The following is a 15,261-nucleotide window of genomic DNA, read 5'->3' as shown; positions in this document are numbered from 1 at the left end:
CATTACTCGAAGTGAAATTTCACTGTTTATCTATAAAGAAAACAGCCTCCAGAAAGGAGACTGTTTGCCAAACTTAAGCAAATCGATAATAGATCAACAAAAAGGTCGATAGCACGAAAATGAAGTTCAAGAAAATGAAGATGAATTGGTCTGCTTTTGTTTTATGCAATTTAATCGGCGGATTATAGAAGGATACGCCCTCGATGATGAAGATGATCAGGACAATATGGATCATGAAGTGGCCGATGATTTCTTTATATCCGAATAACATCGTCGTTAAAATAAAGATGGTTGTGACGACAAAGCCAAGCACTCGATTCAGGATTCCGACTACAAGCAAATAGCCGACAACGAATTCTACAAAGGCGGCCATGACGATGAAGGCTGCCGGTTCAAATCCGAAAGTAGGCACCTGGTGGTTTGCGACGATATCAAACGCCATCGTTGGATATACCCATTTTTCTACAGCGACCCAGCACAATGAAAGTCCTGTCCCCAAATATAGAAACGGGAAGCCAACGTTTTCAAGCTTTGTGTTGCCAACAAGCAGCACGCCGATGATAGCTACATAAAAACCGTAATCAAGCATATAGAAAATACCATGCTTTACAGTCACCATGATGAATAGTATCAGTAAAACGGCTGCCCCTAATTTAGTTGCGATATGATGGGGAACGAGGAGCAGCCCAATTGTAACCCACGCCAAAATCGTCATCAAGGTGCTGTCCACCTGGAACTCTGGTGCAAACAAAGTACCGTTTGTGACCTGGATGATCAATGCTGCCGCTGTTCCATATTTCAATAGATACCTTGAATATTTCCTGAAGCCGGAAAGGAAATCATCCCATTTTTTGATTAACGGGCATTGGGCCATTTTGGGGATAATTAACGTCAATGACGCAAGGACTAGAGCCGCCAGCAATGCCAGCCCCATAAATAATGGCGATAAAATGTTTTCGATTGTTTCTTTCTTTGGCGCCACCTGGGTGAACCATTTGACATGAGCATTTGTATAAAAAGGTGTCAGGATAAGTCCAAAGCCAATTATAATCTGTAACAGTTTTTTCATTATAAAACCTCCTGGCAATATAAACACTATCGACATAGTAATAATACAGTGGAATCATGAGATTTTTTCAGAGTAGTTATGAACAATTTGTGAATTTATTCACAAATTGTTATCTCAAGTAGTTTCCCATCCCAAGTTTGCCCTGTCGCCAAGCTAGTATGCTTTTTAAATCAACAATTAAAGGGTATATTGGTGATAAGGATTAAAGGAAGGTGAAAAAATTTGGGACGCCTGTTTTCACTCTTAATTTTAGGAGCCCTGCTTTATTTTGCTTGGCCATTTTTAACGAATGAAAAAGATATAAAAAATATTAATAATGAAATAGATAAGTTAAGAGACACCCCTGAGTTCAGCGATGTGTTAGAAACGGTTAATAAAGGGATTAACCAGTTGATCTGGCAGCTGAATGAGAAAAAGGAAGAACTGACAATGGATAAGCAGAGTGATATTCCAAAAGTAGCTAAACCAGAATTGGAAACACCTGCGGAAAATACATTTACGATCCATAATATTGGCATTGGCGATGCAAAAGAAGAAGTAGAAAGTCAACTTGGGACTGCGAAACGTGTTTCCGTGAACGAATACGGAACAGAGTGGCATGCCTATCACGAGAATTTCCAAAACTTCATCATGGTTTCCTACAGCAAAGATGGGGTTGTGAATGCTTTGTACACAAATCAGGATTTGATTGCTGCCAAAAATGGCATCAAGTATGGCTCTCCAAAAGAGACAGTCCGTCAGACGCTTGGAGAACCACTCACCGAGATAAGGAAAGGGCTTGTCTATTATCAGTTCCAAAAGGATCAGGACTATGACGTATACAATTTGGATGACAGCTATGTAACGGTTTTTTATGATAAACACAAAAATAATACGGTGACAGCAATCCAGATGATCAGTGAAAAACTGGAGCAAAGCAAAGCGAGCTTTTATACGGAAGCGAGTGAGGATTTGAAGGAAGGTTTCGAATATCAGCTGTTTGATTTGACCAATGCATCGAGATTGATGCATGGTCTTGGCATTCTTACCTGGGATGACGAGGTGAGGATCACTGCCAGAAAGCACAGTGCCGATATGGCGGAAAACTCGTTTTTCAGCCACACGAATCCTGAAGGACAGTCGCCTTTTGACAGGATGGCCGAGGATGATATTGCGTTTTCCGTCGCTGGGGAGAATCTGGCGTATGGACAATTCAGCAGCATTTTCGCCCACGAAGGATTAATGAATTCGCTCGGGCACCGTGAAAATATCCTTAAGCCAGATTTTAAGTTACTCGGCGTCGGCGTTGCGTTCGGTCCGAAGCATGAGCCTTATTTTACTGAGAATTTTTATACGAAAAGGAAGTTTTAAACCGAGTCCAATTTAATTGGCTCGGTTTCTTTTTTTAATGGAGGAGCTGGAAAAAAACGCAGAAAATCTCCAGTACGCTATAAAGATGACGTTTTCGCTATGATACTCAGAAAATCGCTATAAAAAATGCGAATCGTTATTAAATTATAATTTTTGCTCTGGATTTTCACTATTATATACAATCGATTCCTATTAACAGGCATGTTCAAGACCAGTTTGCATTACTAATCTCAAGAAAAACACTAAGTTTCTTGCCTTGAAAAATTTTATTGCGATTTTCACAACTATATTGGCGATTTTTAATTTTTATTGGCGATTTCCGCTAGTTTATTGGCGAAAATACGATTTTATTGGCGAACTGGAAATTCCGAGCGTTTTTTTCCAGTTCGCGAAATAACAATCACTTATTAACGAGGTCGGTCAAGTCCCCTAACGAACAAAAACCGCTCAATCGACTCTCGATTAAGCGGTTTTACACTATGTTTACTTCACACGCGGGAATCCGAAGCCTGATGCATAGTCATCACCAGATGCTGCTCCTGATCCGCCAAGGATGTCGTTCGCTTTTGCACGGTTCTGAAGTTCTGCACGAAGTTGTGTGTGGCTCATGCTTGGATTTGCCGCCCAGATTTTCGCTGCCAATCCGGACACGTGCGGAGTTGCCATCGATGTTCCGCTGATTGTGTTATACGAGCCGTCATACCAGGTTGATTCGATTGCTCTTCCTGGTGCTGATAATTCTACATCTCGTTCCTGGATGACATAGTCACCATCTGTCAGCGGGTTTCCGCGGGAAGAGAAGTCAGCGACACGGTATGTACCGTTTTCCTGGACATCCTCAAGAGCTGCGACGGCTACTGCATTAGTCAATGCGCCTGGGTATCCAATTGTATCTGCATTAGGGCCGCTGTTTCCAGCTGCTGCAACAACAAGGACTCCTTTTCCGTATGCATAGTCTACAGCATCAGCAATCAGTGTGCTCTTGCTGCTTGAACCAAGTGACATTGAAATGACGACATTCGAGCCTGTGCGAACTGCTTCGTCTGCAGCATGCTGGATTGCACCTGCGATGTCATCAGAATAGCCTGATCCCTGATCATTCAAAACCTTATATGCCCACAGTTCCGCTTCAGGAGCTACTCCATAAATTCCATTTCCAGATCCTCCGTGTGCCAATACGGTGCCGGCAACGTGGGTACCGTGACCATTCTTATCTGTACAAGAACCCTCTACTAATGGTGTGCGGCGATTAGTAAAGTCCTTACATTGTTCATCGCTGCCCGCTAAATCATTATGAGCAACATTTACTCCTGTATCAAGGACCGCTACCTTAACACCGTTACCACCAGAAGTTGCTTGTAGATTGCTATCATTATAGATTGCTTCCATTCCCCATGGTGTGCGGTCAGATGGCGCAGCTTGGGCGTCTGAGCCCGGTTTTGCTTCTAGCTTCACTTGAGAGACTGTTTCCACATTTAGGTTCTTATTATGAAGTAGTGCCTGATATTGCTTTGCATTAACCGTTGTTGTAAATCCATTTGTTCCAAAATCCCATCTTGCACCGTATTGATCCTTAGCCTTCGCTTTTTCAGCTGTCGGACCCTGGATTAATACCCGGTAAGAATCCTGTGCCTCAGGCGCCTGGCCAAATGCACCAGCCGTAAACATAGATAACCCCATTGTCATGCTTAATAGTGCGGCTCCTAGTACTTTCTTCTTTTTCATTCAACCACTCCTCTGCATTTTTTGGTGTTGCCGGTTTTACAGACTCTATTATATTTAAAATATTCTGATAATATCAATGTGCTAAACTATTCATTTTTGAGTCTTTAGAATCAGGTAAATCAGCACGTTTACGCAAAAGTCACATGCCTAAAGTTCTATTTTAAAATTTTCCCAATATCCAAAGAACTAAAAAGAGTGACCGTTTTTTTACAGGCCACTCTTTTAAATGGAAAATAATAGTATTATTAGCACTTTTGTTTTTCAGATTAAATAAACAACAGCAAACTTACGGCCATAACTGCCATCCCGGCGACCAAACCATAAATGGCTAGATGCGATTCATCATACTTTTTAGCTGCAGGAAGCAGTTCATCGAGGGAAATGAAGACCATGATACCTGCTACTGCGGCGAAAATGACTCCGAACATAATATCATTCAGGAATGGCATTAGGAATAAGTAGGCTGCCAGTGCGCCAATGGGTTCGGATAATCCTGACAAGAATGATAGTTTGAAAGCTTTCTTCTTATCGCCTGTGGCAAAATAAACCGGTACAGAAACTGCAATCCCCTCTGGAATGTTGTGGATTGCGATCGCAATGGCAATTGCCACACCCAAAGCAGGATCCTGTATTGCGGAAGTGAAGGTAGCGATTCCTTCCGGGAAGTTGTGAATCCCGATTGCCAGAGCTGTGAAGGTGCCCATTTTCAACAAGGCTGCATCGTGGGAAGCATTAGTCGGCGCGTTCATATCCTCGACTTTTTTCAGTTCATGAGGATTTCCCTGCTTTGGTATGAACTTGTCAATCAAGGCAATCAGCAGGATTCCTGCGAAGAAACCACCTACAGTTGCCCAGTTGCCTAATTGCACGCCCATCGCAGAAACGAGGGAATCCTTTGCTTTGACGAAGATCTCAATCATCGACACGTAAATCATCACGCCAGCAGAAAAGCCAAGTGCGATCGAAAGAAATTTTGTATTGGTCCTCGATGTGAAAAAGGCAAGAATACTGCCGATTCCGGTGGCAAGACCTGCAAATAAAGTCAAACCAAATGCAAATAAAATCTCATCTGTCATTTTTATTCTCCTTTAAAAATCAATATTTGACCTGACCCATCGTAATGTATGAAAGAAAACAATAATTCTTAGTTTATGCCACAAAACGAAAATGTTACACTTGCTGAACTTTCAAGTATTATATCGCGAAAATAATGGGCATATTCCACAATGTTTCCTTTGGTAAACTTTTTGAGTGCAGGATTCCTATTACAAAACAATATATGCATGTGGATTAAAAAGTTTCCCTTGGTAAACATTTTAACGCAAAGGAAACTTGGCCTGCAACTAAATAATTCGAAAACTTTTATAAATTTGATTCCTTTACAACCAAAAACCCCTGCAAAAGCTGCAGGGGTTGGCCTAATTAACTATAAATAACTTTTAATTTCATATTCTGCTTTTTTCTCTTCCAGCCAGCCAGCGTATTCCGACTGGATTTTTTGGTCAAATAACAATTCTTTTATTTCTTCTTTATGGTCGTCGTACACTGCTGATTTTGCAGCTTTTTTATCGATGACCTTGATGATATGGTAACCAAATTCTGTTTTTACAGGCTCGCTGATTGCATTTACTTCCATTCCGAATGCAGCACTCTCAAACTCCTCAGCCATCTCTCCTTTTCCAAAATACCCAAGATCGCCGCCGTTATCAGCATTGCTTGTATCTGTTGAATATTCTTTTGCCAGTTCAGCAAAGTCTTTTCCATTATCAAGCTCTTCCCTGACCTTCTTGGCCGTTGCCTCATCTTCGACTAAAATATGGCTCGCATTCACCTGTTGCTTTTGGTCAAAAGTATCTTTATTTTCCTCGAAGTATGTCTTCATTTCCTCTTCAGTCACATCGATAGAAGATCCGATCATTTTTTCCGCGAGCAGATAAATTTCGATGTCCTCCCTGATTCTGTCCATTGAAACCTGGTTTTGTTCAAGTGCCGAAGCAAATGCTTCTTCACCGCCATAGGATTCCTGGAGCTTCGTCAGTTCTTCATCTATCTCATTCCCGGTCACTTTTACCTTTTCCTTCGAAGCTTCCATTTCAATCACTTTATTTGTGATCAGTGAATCCAATATATCCGCGCCATACATTTCGGTCAATTTCGTATTCAGTTCGTCCTTTGTGATTTTCTCCCCATTAATGATCGCTGCCGTTTCTGTTTCTGAAAAAGCTGTCGCAAAGATCAAGAGGAGTCCTAAGAAAATCACTGCAAATATCATTAAGAGTTTATTATTTTTCATAAAAGCAATCATCATATTCCTCCATTATTCAGCGTTAGCAGCAGACAGGGCAACCTGTAAGGTTTGCTGCTTGCCATCGCGGTATATTTTCAATTCGACATTGTCACCATTTTGAAGTTTAGTATACATGTATCTTCTTAAATCACTTGCATTCTCTACTTTTTCACCATTGATACCAACGATGATATCCTGTTCGTGTAGGCCAGCTTTTGCAGCGGCAGAATTAGGGTCTACATAGGTAACCATCGTACCTGAATTCACACTGTCCGGCAGGTTGTCGAGATACATATCTGGAATTTGCGCCAGATCAGCAAGGCTTACACCTAAATATGGGCGTTCCACTTTCCCTTTTTCGATCAGCTGGTTGACGATTGGCATAGCTTCATTGCTTGGAATCGCAAAACCGAGGCCTTCCACGCCATTTTGCGATATTTTCAAGCTGTTGATGCCAATCACTTTACCATCCGTATTGATCAGCGCACCGCCGCTGTTGCCTGGATTGATTGCCGCGTCCGTTTGGATGACGTTCATTTCCCATTCCCCCGCAGAGGTTGGAACTGAGATAGAACGATCAACTGCACTTACGATTCCTTGGGTGACAGTGCGTGATAAGTCCAGGCCAAGCGGGTTGCCGATGGCCAGCACCTGGTCGCCAGCTCTTAATATAGATGAATCACCAAATTCAATGACATCTGCTGCATGAACTGCATCGATTTTTACAACCGCTAAATCTGTCAATGCGTCTGCTCCTACAACTTCCGCATCAACCTTCTCTCCATTGTACAAGGAGACCTCAACCTTTGAAGCACCCTCAATGACATGGTTGTTCGTTACAATGAAAGCGTCTTGGCCTTCTTTCTTAAAAATAACACCAGAACCAGATCCGCTTTCAACATTTCCCTGGCTTCGGGAAAAAGGATTGCTTTGCTGCTGGATATTGGTGATGCCGACTATTGATTTAGATGAGGTTTCAATGATATCGGCGATCGAGCCAGTACTCTTTGTCGAAGTCGGTGTCGTCACAAAATTTGAATTGCTTTCTGTAGCTGATTCCGTTTGTGGCTGTACTTGATTCCCAATCCCTGTGTCCGTATAATTCACTGCCGCAAGCGTGATTGCCGAACCGACTACCCCCGCCATCACAGTTGACATGATGCTTTTAAGTTTATTAGATTTTTTGACCGGTTCCACTTCCTGGTACCGGGAACGCTGTTCAAATTCATTCACGTTGTTTTCCTCCTCGCTTCTAACTTGTCTTCATCTTAACCAGAAATTATGAACAAATTATTAACAAACTGCGGCGAGGTTTTTAAAATATCGGGAAGATTTTTGCGATATGAATATTACACTACATAGGACCAGACCCTTCGAAAAAATCATTACTTCCATAAAAATAAAAAGCTGCAGACAATTTTGCCTGCAGCTTCATAAAAAACTTTTACATTTCGATATCCTTCATCAAGTTGGCCATTTCAATCGCGGACATTGCAGCGTCCCAGCCTTTGTTGCCAGCTTTAGTGCCAGCACGTTCGATTGCCTGTTCAATTGTATCTGTAGTCAGTACTCCGAAGATTACAGGGACTCCTGAATTCATCGCAGCGGCTGATACTCCCTTTGCTGTTTCATTGGAAACATAATCAAAGTGTGGGGTGGAGCCGCGGATGACTGTACCTAATGTGATGACTGCGTCATACTTATTGCTTTTAGCCATTTTTTGCGCGACAAGTGGAATCTCAAACGCACCCGGAACCCAGGCTACATCCACGTTGGTTTCCTCGACACCGTGTCTTTTCAACGCGTCCTGCGCGCCACCCAAAAGCTTGCTTGTGATAAATTCATTAAAACGCCCAACAACGATTCCCACTTTAAGACCCGTTCCTACTAAATTACCTTCGAATGTTCTGTTCATATTTATTCCTCCAGTTTAGATGGTTTAAATTTGTTCATCGATTCTTTACGATTTAAAAATTAAGTAAATGGCCTAATTTGCTATGTTTTGTTTTTAAATAATTTTCGTTTTCTTCCCTTGTTGGCATCTGGATTGGTACCCGGTCAACCACTTCAAGGTCATATCCTTTAAGCCCTTTGATTTTCCTTGGATTGTTGGTCAGCAATTTAATTTGCTTGATGCCTAGGTCTTTCAAAATCTGAGCTCCAATTCCGTATTCACGCAGGTCGGCACCGAAGCCTAGTTTTTCATTTGCTTCTACAGTGTCATACCCCTCTTCCTGGAGCTTATACGCACGCAGCTTGTTCATCAGGCCGATGCCTCTGCCTTCCTGGCGCATGTACAGAAGGACACCTCGCCCTTCCTTGTTAATCTGGTTTAATGCTGCATGGAGCTGCGGACCGCAATCACAGCGGAAAGAGCCGAACACATCACCAGTCAGGCATTCAGAGTGGACCCTTACAAGAACCGGTTCATCAGGGTCAATTTCCCCCTTTACAAGTGCTATATGTTCTTTGTCATCTACTACATTTGAATAACCGATTGCCTTGAAAATACCGAATTCTGTAGGAAGATTGATTTCAACCTCTCTGTTGATCAACTGATCCTTCCGGTTGCGGTATTCAATAAGATCTTTTATCGTAATCATTTTCAAATCGAACTGGTCGGCAATCTTGCGGAGCTCTGGGACTCGAGCCATTGTCCCATCTTCATTCATGATTTCGCAGATGACCCCGGCAGGCTTGGCACCGCTTAATTTAGCCAGATCCACAGCCGCCTCTGTATGACCGGCTCTCCTTAGTACTCCGCCCTTCTTGGCAACAAGCGGAAAAATATGTCCAGGCCTTTTAAAATCAGCAGCCTTTGACTCTGGATCCAGCATGCTTAATACAGTTGCCGAGCGCTCGAAAGCGGAAATCCCGGTTGTTGAATACTTATGGTCAATGCTGACGGTAAAAGCCGTGCCGTGTGGATCCGTATTCCGGGATACCATCGGAATTAAATCAAGCTTCTGGGCTAAATCCTGTTCAATTGGTACACAGATCAATCCCCGGCCGTGCGTTGCCATGAAATTGATAACATCCGGTGTTGCCTTGTCCGCCAGCGCGACAAAATCACCTTCATTCTCACGGTCTTCATCGTCACAAACGATGACTACATTTCCCTGCATGAGTTCATATATAGCCTCTTCAATCGGATCAAACATTTTCATCACCCTCACATAAACCCATTATCCTCTAAGAATTGGGCTGTAATATTGTTTCCTCGTTTTGGGGCTGTCGGAAACTGGTTACTCAAAAAGTGCCCTACATACTTGCCGATCATGTCACATTCGATGTTGACGATATCGCCTGTCCCCTTGAACCCTAATACCGTATCGGAAAGGGTAAGCGGAATTAGCGATAGAGTTAGACTTTCTTCTGAGATCCCAAATACAGTCAGGCTCGTCCCGTCAACAGCGACAGAGCCTTTCATGATGACATATTTCAGCAATTCAGGGTCAGCTTGAATTTCATAGTAAATCGCATTCTCAATTTGCTTTTTCCCTATAATGGTTCCGACTCCATCCACATGGCCGGCAACAAAGTGGCCGCCAAACCGTCCGCCCGCTGCCATCGCTCTTTCCAAATTCACCTTCGAGCCTCTTTTGACAGTTTTCAAACTGGATGCTTTGACCGTTTCCGGCATAACGTCAACCGTAAATCGATTTTCTGTAAATGAGGTGACGGTCAAGCATACCCCGTTTACAGCAATACTGTCTCCCAGATGGACATCTGTCAGGACTTTTTTTGCGTCAATTGTCAGGACAAATGACTCGCCACTATGCTGAATATTCGCGACCGTCCCAATTTCTTCAATAATACCTGTAAACATACAAACCTCCTTTTAGACCGGCTCAGAGATGATCCGAATATCCCGGCCAATTTGTTTTACATCAATAATTTCCAAAGAAACTGTATCCTCAAGCTGGGCAATGCCTTCGCCTCCATATGCAGCCGGAGCATTTTTCCCGCCGAGCAGCTTTGGAGCGATATACGTAATCACCTGCTGGAAGGCTTTTTCTTTTAAAAAGCTGCCATGCACCTCGGCTCCGCCTTCTACGTAGACAGAAGTAATACCCCGTTCACCCAGTTTCTTCAGCATGTCTTTGATCCCGACTTTGTCAGTCTCCAGCTTGATTATTTCTATACCCAGCTCTGTAAATTGTTCTTCACTTTCAGGCTTTGCGTTTGCACCTGTCACAATAATTGTCTCAGCAGCCTGGTCATTGACAATTCCCGATTCCAAAGGTGTCCTGAGGTTAGAATCCAGAATCACCCGTATTGGGTTTTTTCCGCCAGTTTCCAGTCTTGTCGTCAGACTTGGATTGTCTCTAATGACAGTATTAACACCAACCAAAATGGCATCATGTACATGGCGAAATTGATGGACATCCTTTCTTGCTTCTGCCCCGGTTATCCATTTACTTTCCCCGGTAACAGTTGCGATTTTGCCGTCAAGGCTGGTCGCAGACTTCAAGGTCACATATGGGAGCCCCGTGCTTATGTAATGGAAAAATACTTTATTAAGAGCAGAGGCTTCTTCCTCCATTAATCCAACTTGGACATCTATGCCTGCCTCCAGCATCTTTTTCACCCCTGCTCCGCCAACAAGCGGATTCGGATCGACCGAAGCGACAAATACTCTCTTGATGCCTGACTCTATAACCAAATTCGAACATGGCGGCGTTTTTCCGAAATGGCTGCATGGCTCGAGGGTCACATACAGTATGGCGCCTTCGGCCTTTTCACCTGCCATTCGAATCGCGTGGACCTCAGCATGCGGCTCACCCGCCTTCAAATGGGCACCCATGCCAATGATCTGACCGTCTTTTACAAGAACAGCGCCAACCTGCGGATTAGGTGAGGTTTGACCTTCAGTCGCACTGGCCAGATTGATGGCTAGTGCCATATAGTCCCGGTCGTTCATCCTGCTTCCTCCTTCCTTAAAATAGTAGTTTCCCTTCGGGTTTTTACGAAAAAATAAAAAGACCCCGAAACAAGATTGCTTCGGGGTCCTAAAAAAGGCAATGGCTAATTAGAGGGTTAAAAAAGGGCATACTTATCCCATTCTTTTAATCCTCGTTTTTTTCCTTCTCCCATCCAGACTTTAACTGTCGGCCCTGGAGTTTCACCAGATCCACCGTTTAACAAATGTTAACCGGGTCACGGACTAAGAAGCATGGCTTCATCACCGCCGGTTGGGAATTTCACCCGACCCCGAAGGAATGTATTAAGTTAGTGTCATTATACAGAACATTAAGTTAAATGAAAAACAAAACAACCTTTTATTTTTTCATCAACTTCTCAATCGTTGTCAAAAGCTCATCAATTACTTCATTGTCGCCATCATGAATTCGTTCGACGATGCATGATTTCATATGCCCTTCAAGGAGGAGTTTTGCCACGCTGTTCAAAGCTGCCTGTGTTGCGGAAATTTGTGTGATGACATCATCACAATACGTATCTCTTTCAATCAGGCCTTTGATCCCGCGAATTTGTCCTTCTATCCGATTCAATCTCGTCACGAGATTCTTTTTCGTTTTTTCAGAATGATGGCTCTTTCGTTCTGATGAGCAGCAGTTGTCACCACAATCAGACGGGTTCACTTCGGGCTCTAAAATGTCCATCTAAAAACCCCCTTTTAGCTTTTATACTTATTTTATCATACCCCCTAATAGTACCTATCATAAAACCTATTTTTTCTTAATAAAAACAAAATACACCCTACGAATCAGGGTGTAGTACATTACATGCTAAATTTGACTATTCTCACTCCTAGTTTGCCCGATCAACAGAAGCTCTCTTGAAATCCCTGCCGCAAACATGCTGCCAGCGAGCACCGCCAATGTTCCGTACAGAGGGTCAGTCACCTTCGAAAAAATCAGTTGTGCATAGAAGTAAAATCCTGCTCCGATGGCTAGAATGAGTAAAGTATTCCAAAAGTATCGGTACATTTTTTTCCCTCCTGAACCTTATATTTATTTAAACATTATCATAGACTCTACTAGTTGGTTATTGGGAAAATCCCTGTCGAATACAGTTGAGAAATGAAAGGAATGAACAAAAAAATTGAAACAAAAAACTACAATAATCACCGTATTCTTATTTGTTATCATCTTAGCCATCATTCCGTTTTTTCATACAGAGGAACCACCAGCCAAGGCAGTTGAGCCTAGTGGTGACCTGTCAGCAGAAATCAGTAAACTGTTAGAAATTGAGCCAGTCCTTGATGGTGCTTTGGCTGGGATCAGCATCAGATCTGCGGAAGATGGAAAACTGTTATACGAGCATATCGGGGACACTCGCTTGCAGCCAGCCTCTGTGCTGAAATTGTTCACCGCCGCGACGGCGCTGTCCGTATTAGGGGATGAATATCGCTTTACAACTGAAGTGTTGGCAGATGGAAAAATTGACGGCGGAACGCTAGCCGGTGACATTTATCTAAAAGGAATGGGAGATCCGACCCTGCTCCCCACAAACTTTGATGAAATGGCAAAAAAATTAAAGAGTATGGGAATCAAAAAGGTTGCCGGAGATTTAGTGGCTGATGACAGTTGGTACGATGATGTCCGTTATTCAGAAGATTTAACCTGGAATGATGAGCATCAATATTACGGTTCCCAGGTTTCCGCCCTTACCGCTTCGCCGAACCAGGATTTTGATGCTGGTACTGTCATTATCAATATTTTACCAGGCAAGAAAGGAAGAGCAGCAAACATTTCAATCGAGCCTGATACCAATTATGTAAATGTCATAAATGAAACAAGAACAGTAGATTCCAAGGGACAACATGACATAACAATTGAACGTGTGCATGGGACGAACAACATATTGGTGAGTGGAACAATCCCGGCGAATGCTAATAAAACAAGGGAATGGGTTGCCGTTTGGGAGCCTACCCTGTATGCAGGAAGCCTTTTAAAAAAATCACTAGAAGTACATGGGATAAAAGTAGTTGGGAAAATTAAAATAGGACATGCCACCGACACAATGACCAGACTAATTTCTCATAAATCGATGCCGCTTTCTGAACTGGTGATACCGTTCATGAAATTAAGCAATAACGGGCATGCGGAAGTGCTGGTAAAGGAAATGGGAAAGGTCGTCCATGGGAAAGGAAGCTGGGATAGTGGTCTTGAGGTTATGGATGCAGAGCTTTCCGGAATCGGGGTTGATACCAGCCGGCTTGTATTGCGTGACGGATCTGGAATCTCTCACGCAAATCTCATTCCAGCAAATGAAATGACAAAACTGCTATATCTTGTGCAGAGCGAGAAGTGGTTCCCTGCTTTCCAGCGTTCACTTCCCGTTGCAGGTGCCAAAGACAGGATGATAGGCGGGACAATGAGAAATAGGTTGAAAGATGAAGCACTGATGAATAGGATCCAGGCCAAAACAGGCTCGCTCACAGGTGTGAGCACACTTGCTGGATATGTAAAAACAAGGAGTGGCAAGACTCTTATCTTTACCGTTTTACTGAATAACCTCCTGGATGACAGAGATGGCAGGAAAATCGAAGACCAGCTCGTCAAAATCCTCGCAAGGCAGCCATAAATGAGAAAAAGCTGTGCAGTTGAGAAACCTGCACAGCTTTTTTCAATGCTATTTTGCAAATCGGTGGTTTCCTATTGTCACGGTTACTTCTCTTGAGAACACCCACTTGCTCACTGCAGTCTTCGGGTTAAAGAAGAACAATGAACCTTTTCCCTGGCCTCTGTAAGCGAGTGCCTCTTTTACGGCTTTCTTGGACTCTGCATCTGCCGCCTTATTGATTGCACCATTTTTTACAGGAGTGAAAGCATAGTAACCGTTTGACTTCTCATAGACAACTCCCTTTACTGTGTTTGGGAAATCAGGGCTTGCTACTCTATTCAAGACAACAGTTGCTACTGCTACTTTCCCTGCATATGGCTCACCTTTTGCTTCAGCGTGGACCAAACGTGCAAGAAGATCCTGATCCGCTGCAGACACTGATACAGCCGGGATTGTCAACTTTTGTCCTGGATATAGTAGATTACTAGTTCTATTATTCACTGTTTTCAATTCTGATAGTGGCACACCATATTTGCTGGCAATTCCCCAGAATGTGTCACCGCTTTTCACTTGGTATGTTGCCGCTTCTGCAGCTGCTCCCATTGAAAACAAAGATAAGGATGTTACTGCTGTTAGCGCTGCCAATGTCTTTTTCAATTTTCTCATTTTCCATACCTCCCAGTAGAGTTACTCTCTTTCTCTACTAATAAGGCTAGCAGTTGTAACATAGTTATTCATTGTCCAATAAGTGCCATTTAGGAGAAACCTCTTCTATCCGTTGAAACTCCTTAATTCTTCTTAAACCTAGAAGTTTATTCCACTCCCGGCCGCTTTCCTTCTATAACCAGACTTGTAAGTTTACGGTTCGAATTTTACATAGTGTTACATGTTTGTAACTTAGAATTTTAATATTTTTGTTGATATTATTCTCCTTACAGAGTCATCTCGGAAGATTTCCTGGATTTAAGTGACGATTTTAATTTTATTAGCGAAAAATAAATTTATTCGACCACATTTTGCATTATTTTGGCGGATTTTTAATTTATTCGACCACATTTAAAGATAATTCGACCACTTTTCCCAATAATCTGACCAACTTGTTACCGCTACTCGGAATCCGGATTGATAGTAAAGCACGATATTAAAATCTACCATCTAAAATTCGAACGGTACAAAACAAATGTTTATAGAGAGTTTCACTACTTAGATTGATTACTTAATTAAACTAATTATAATTAAGTATTGATTTTAAATTGAAAAGTGTTATCATTTAGCTATAAACCAAATTCATTATAAAGGC

At 42.6% G+C, this 15,261-nt stretch carries 14 protein-coding genes and 1 riboswitch; of the genes, 2 read left to right on the top strand and 12 right to left on the bottom strand.

What is annotated here, in order from left to right; translation table 11 throughout:
- Positions 1-73: 73 nt before the first annotated feature.
- Entirely contained in the window at positions 74-1,069 is a 996-nt protein-coding gene (locus DYI25_RS17035) for a hypothetical protein (protein ID WP_213371039.1), read from the bottom strand.
- A gap of 222 nt (positions 1,070-1,291) precedes the next feature.
- On the opposite strand from DYI25_RS17035, the gene DYI25_RS17030 reads away from it, so the two are divergent.
- A complete protein-coding gene (locus DYI25_RS17030) occupies positions 1,292-2,419 on the top strand; it encodes a CAP domain-containing protein (RefSeq protein WP_249745487.1) in 1,128 nt (375 codons plus the stop codon).
- A 483-nt stretch (positions 2,420-2,902) separates the two neighbouring features.
- On the opposite strand, the gene DYI25_RS17025 is transcribed toward DYI25_RS17030, so the two are convergent.
- From DYI25_RS17025 to DYI25_RS16980, 10 genes are all read right to left on the bottom strand, one after another.
- Positions 2,903-4,144, bottom strand: a complete 1,242-nt coding sequence (locus DYI25_RS17025; RefSeq protein ID WP_213371037.1) for a S8 family peptidase — start codon at positions 4,142-4,144, stop codon at positions 2,903-2,905.
- Positions 4,145-4,410: 266 nt separating this feature from the next.
- Complete coding sequence (gene zupT / locus DYI25_RS17020) at positions 4,411-5,220, bottom strand: zinc transporter ZupT (RefSeq protein WP_213371035.1); 810 nt, start codon at positions 5,218-5,220, stop codon at positions 4,411-4,413.
- A 350-nt stretch (positions 5,221-5,570) separates the two neighbouring features.
- Positions 5,571-6,452 (bottom strand): peptidylprolyl isomerase, encoded by an 882-nt coding sequence (locus DYI25_RS17015; RefSeq protein WP_249745486.1) that lies wholly within the window; start codon positions 6,450-6,452, stop codon positions 5,571-5,573.
- A 9-nt stretch (positions 6,453-6,461) separates the two neighbouring features.
- The gene (locus DYI25_RS17010; protein ID WP_342032531.1) at positions 6,462-7,664 is read right to left on the bottom strand and encodes a S1C family serine protease; all 1,203 of its coding nucleotides are present in this window, start codon (positions 7,662-7,664) and stop codon (positions 6,462-6,464) included.
- A 211-nt stretch (positions 7,665-7,875) separates the two neighbouring features.
- The gene (ribH, locus tag DYI25_RS17005) at positions 7,876-8,346 is read right to left on the bottom strand and encodes a 6,7-dimethyl-8-ribityllumazine synthase (RefSeq protein WP_213371033.1); all 471 of its coding nucleotides are present in this window, start codon (positions 8,344-8,346) and stop codon (positions 7,876-7,878) included.
- Positions 8,347-8,398: 52 nt separating this feature from the next.
- Positions 8,399-9,592, bottom strand: coding sequence for a bifunctional 3,4-dihydroxy-2-butanone-4-phosphate synthase/GTP cyclohydrolase II (locus tag DYI25_RS17000; protein ID WP_213371031.1), 1,194 nt, complete (start codon positions 9,590-9,592; stop codon positions 8,399-8,401).
- Between the two features lie 11 nt (positions 9,593-9,603).
- The gene (gene ribE / locus DYI25_RS16995; protein ID WP_213371029.1) at positions 9,604-10,260 is read right to left on the bottom strand and encodes a riboflavin synthase; all 657 of its coding nucleotides are present in this window, start codon (positions 10,258-10,260) and stop codon (positions 9,604-9,606) included.
- Between the two features lie 12 nt (positions 10,261-10,272).
- On the bottom strand, positions 10,273-11,355 hold the full coding sequence (gene ribD / locus DYI25_RS16990) for a bifunctional diaminohydroxyphosphoribosylaminopyrimidine deaminase/5-amino-6-(5-phosphoribosylamino)uracil reductase RibD (RefSeq protein WP_213371027.1): 1,083 nt from the start codon (positions 11,353-11,355) through the stop codon (positions 10,273-10,275).
- A gap of 157 nt (positions 11,356-11,512) precedes the next feature.
- Positions 11,513-11,657, bottom strand: a riboswitch (FMN riboswitch).
- Between the two features lie 56 nt (positions 11,658-11,713).
- A complete protein-coding gene (locus tag DYI25_RS16985; protein WP_213371025.1) occupies positions 11,714-12,055 on the bottom strand; it encodes a metal-sensitive transcriptional regulator in 342 nt (113 codons plus the stop codon).
- 126 nt (positions 12,056-12,181) lie between these two features.
- A complete protein-coding gene (locus DYI25_RS16980) occupies positions 12,182-12,382 on the bottom strand; it encodes a hypothetical protein (protein ID WP_213371023.1) in 201 nt (66 codons plus the stop codon).
- A gap of 115 nt (positions 12,383-12,497) precedes the next feature.
- On the opposite strand from DYI25_RS16980, the gene dacB reads away from it, so the two are divergent.
- Entirely contained in the window at positions 12,498-13,982 is a 1,485-nt protein-coding gene (gene dacB / locus DYI25_RS16975; protein ID WP_213371021.1) for a D-alanyl-D-alanine carboxypeptidase/D-alanyl-D-alanine endopeptidase, read from the top strand.
- A gap of 48 nt (positions 13,983-14,030) precedes the next feature.
- On the opposite strand, the gene DYI25_RS16970 is transcribed toward dacB, so the two are convergent.
- Positions 14,031-14,627: a cell wall hydrolase gene (locus DYI25_RS16970; protein ID WP_213371019.1), complete on the bottom strand. Its 597-nt coding sequence runs from the start codon at positions 14,625-14,627 to the stop codon at positions 14,031-14,033.
- Positions 14,628-15,261 lie beyond the last annotated feature (634 nt).

The sequence above is a fragment of the Mesobacillus boroniphilus genome (assembly GCF_018424685.1).
Taxonomy (GTDB): domain Bacteria; phylum Bacillota; class Bacilli; order Bacillales; family Cytobacillaceae; genus Mesobacillus; species Mesobacillus boroniphilus_A.
This window is presented reverse-complemented; position numbering and strand designations above follow the sequence as displayed.

What these genes read in the sequence shown, in the direction of transcription:
- DYI25_RS17035 (WP_213371039.1), bottom strand. Translation starts at nt 1,069, where the DNA reads ATGAAAAAACTGTTACAGATTATAATTGGCTTTGGACTTATCCTGACA.
- DYI25_RS17025 (WP_213371037.1), bottom strand. Translation starts at nt 4,144, where the DNA reads ATGAAAAAGAAGAAAGTACTAGGAGCCGCACTATTAAGCATGACAATG.
- zupT (WP_213371035.1), bottom strand. Translation starts at nt 5,220, where the DNA reads ATGACAGATGAGATTTTATTTGCATTTGGTTTGACTTTATTTGCAGGT.
- DYI25_RS17015 (WP_249745486.1), bottom strand. Translation starts at nt 6,452, where the DNA reads ATGATGATTGCTTTTATGAAAAATAATAAACTCTTAATGATATTTGCA.
- ribH (WP_213371033.1), bottom strand. Translation starts at nt 8,346, where the DNA reads ATGAACAGAACATTCGAAGGTAATTTAGTAGGAACGGGTCTTAAAGTG.
- DYI25_RS17000 (WP_213371031.1), bottom strand. Translation starts at nt 9,592, where the DNA reads ATGTTTGATCCGATTGAAGAGGCTATATATGAACTCATGCAGGGAAAT.
- ribE (WP_213371029.1), bottom strand. Translation starts at nt 10,260, where the DNA reads ATGTTTACAGGTATTATTGAAGAAATTGGGACGGTCGCGAATATTCAG.
- ribD (WP_213371027.1), bottom strand. Translation starts at nt 11,355, where the DNA reads ATGAACGACCGGGACTATATGGCACTAGCCATCAATCTGGCCAGTGCG.
- DYI25_RS16985 (WP_213371025.1), bottom strand. Translation starts at nt 12,055, where the DNA reads ATGGACATTTTAGAGCCCGAAGTGAACCCGTCTGATTGTGGTGACAAC.
- DYI25_RS16980 (WP_213371023.1), bottom strand. Translation starts at nt 12,382, where the DNA reads ATGTACCGATACTTTTGGAATACTTTACTCATTCTAGCCATCGGAGCA.
- DYI25_RS16970 (WP_213371019.1), bottom strand. Translation starts at nt 14,627, where the DNA reads ATGAGAAAATTGAAAAAGACATTGGCAGCGCTAACAGCAGTAACATCC.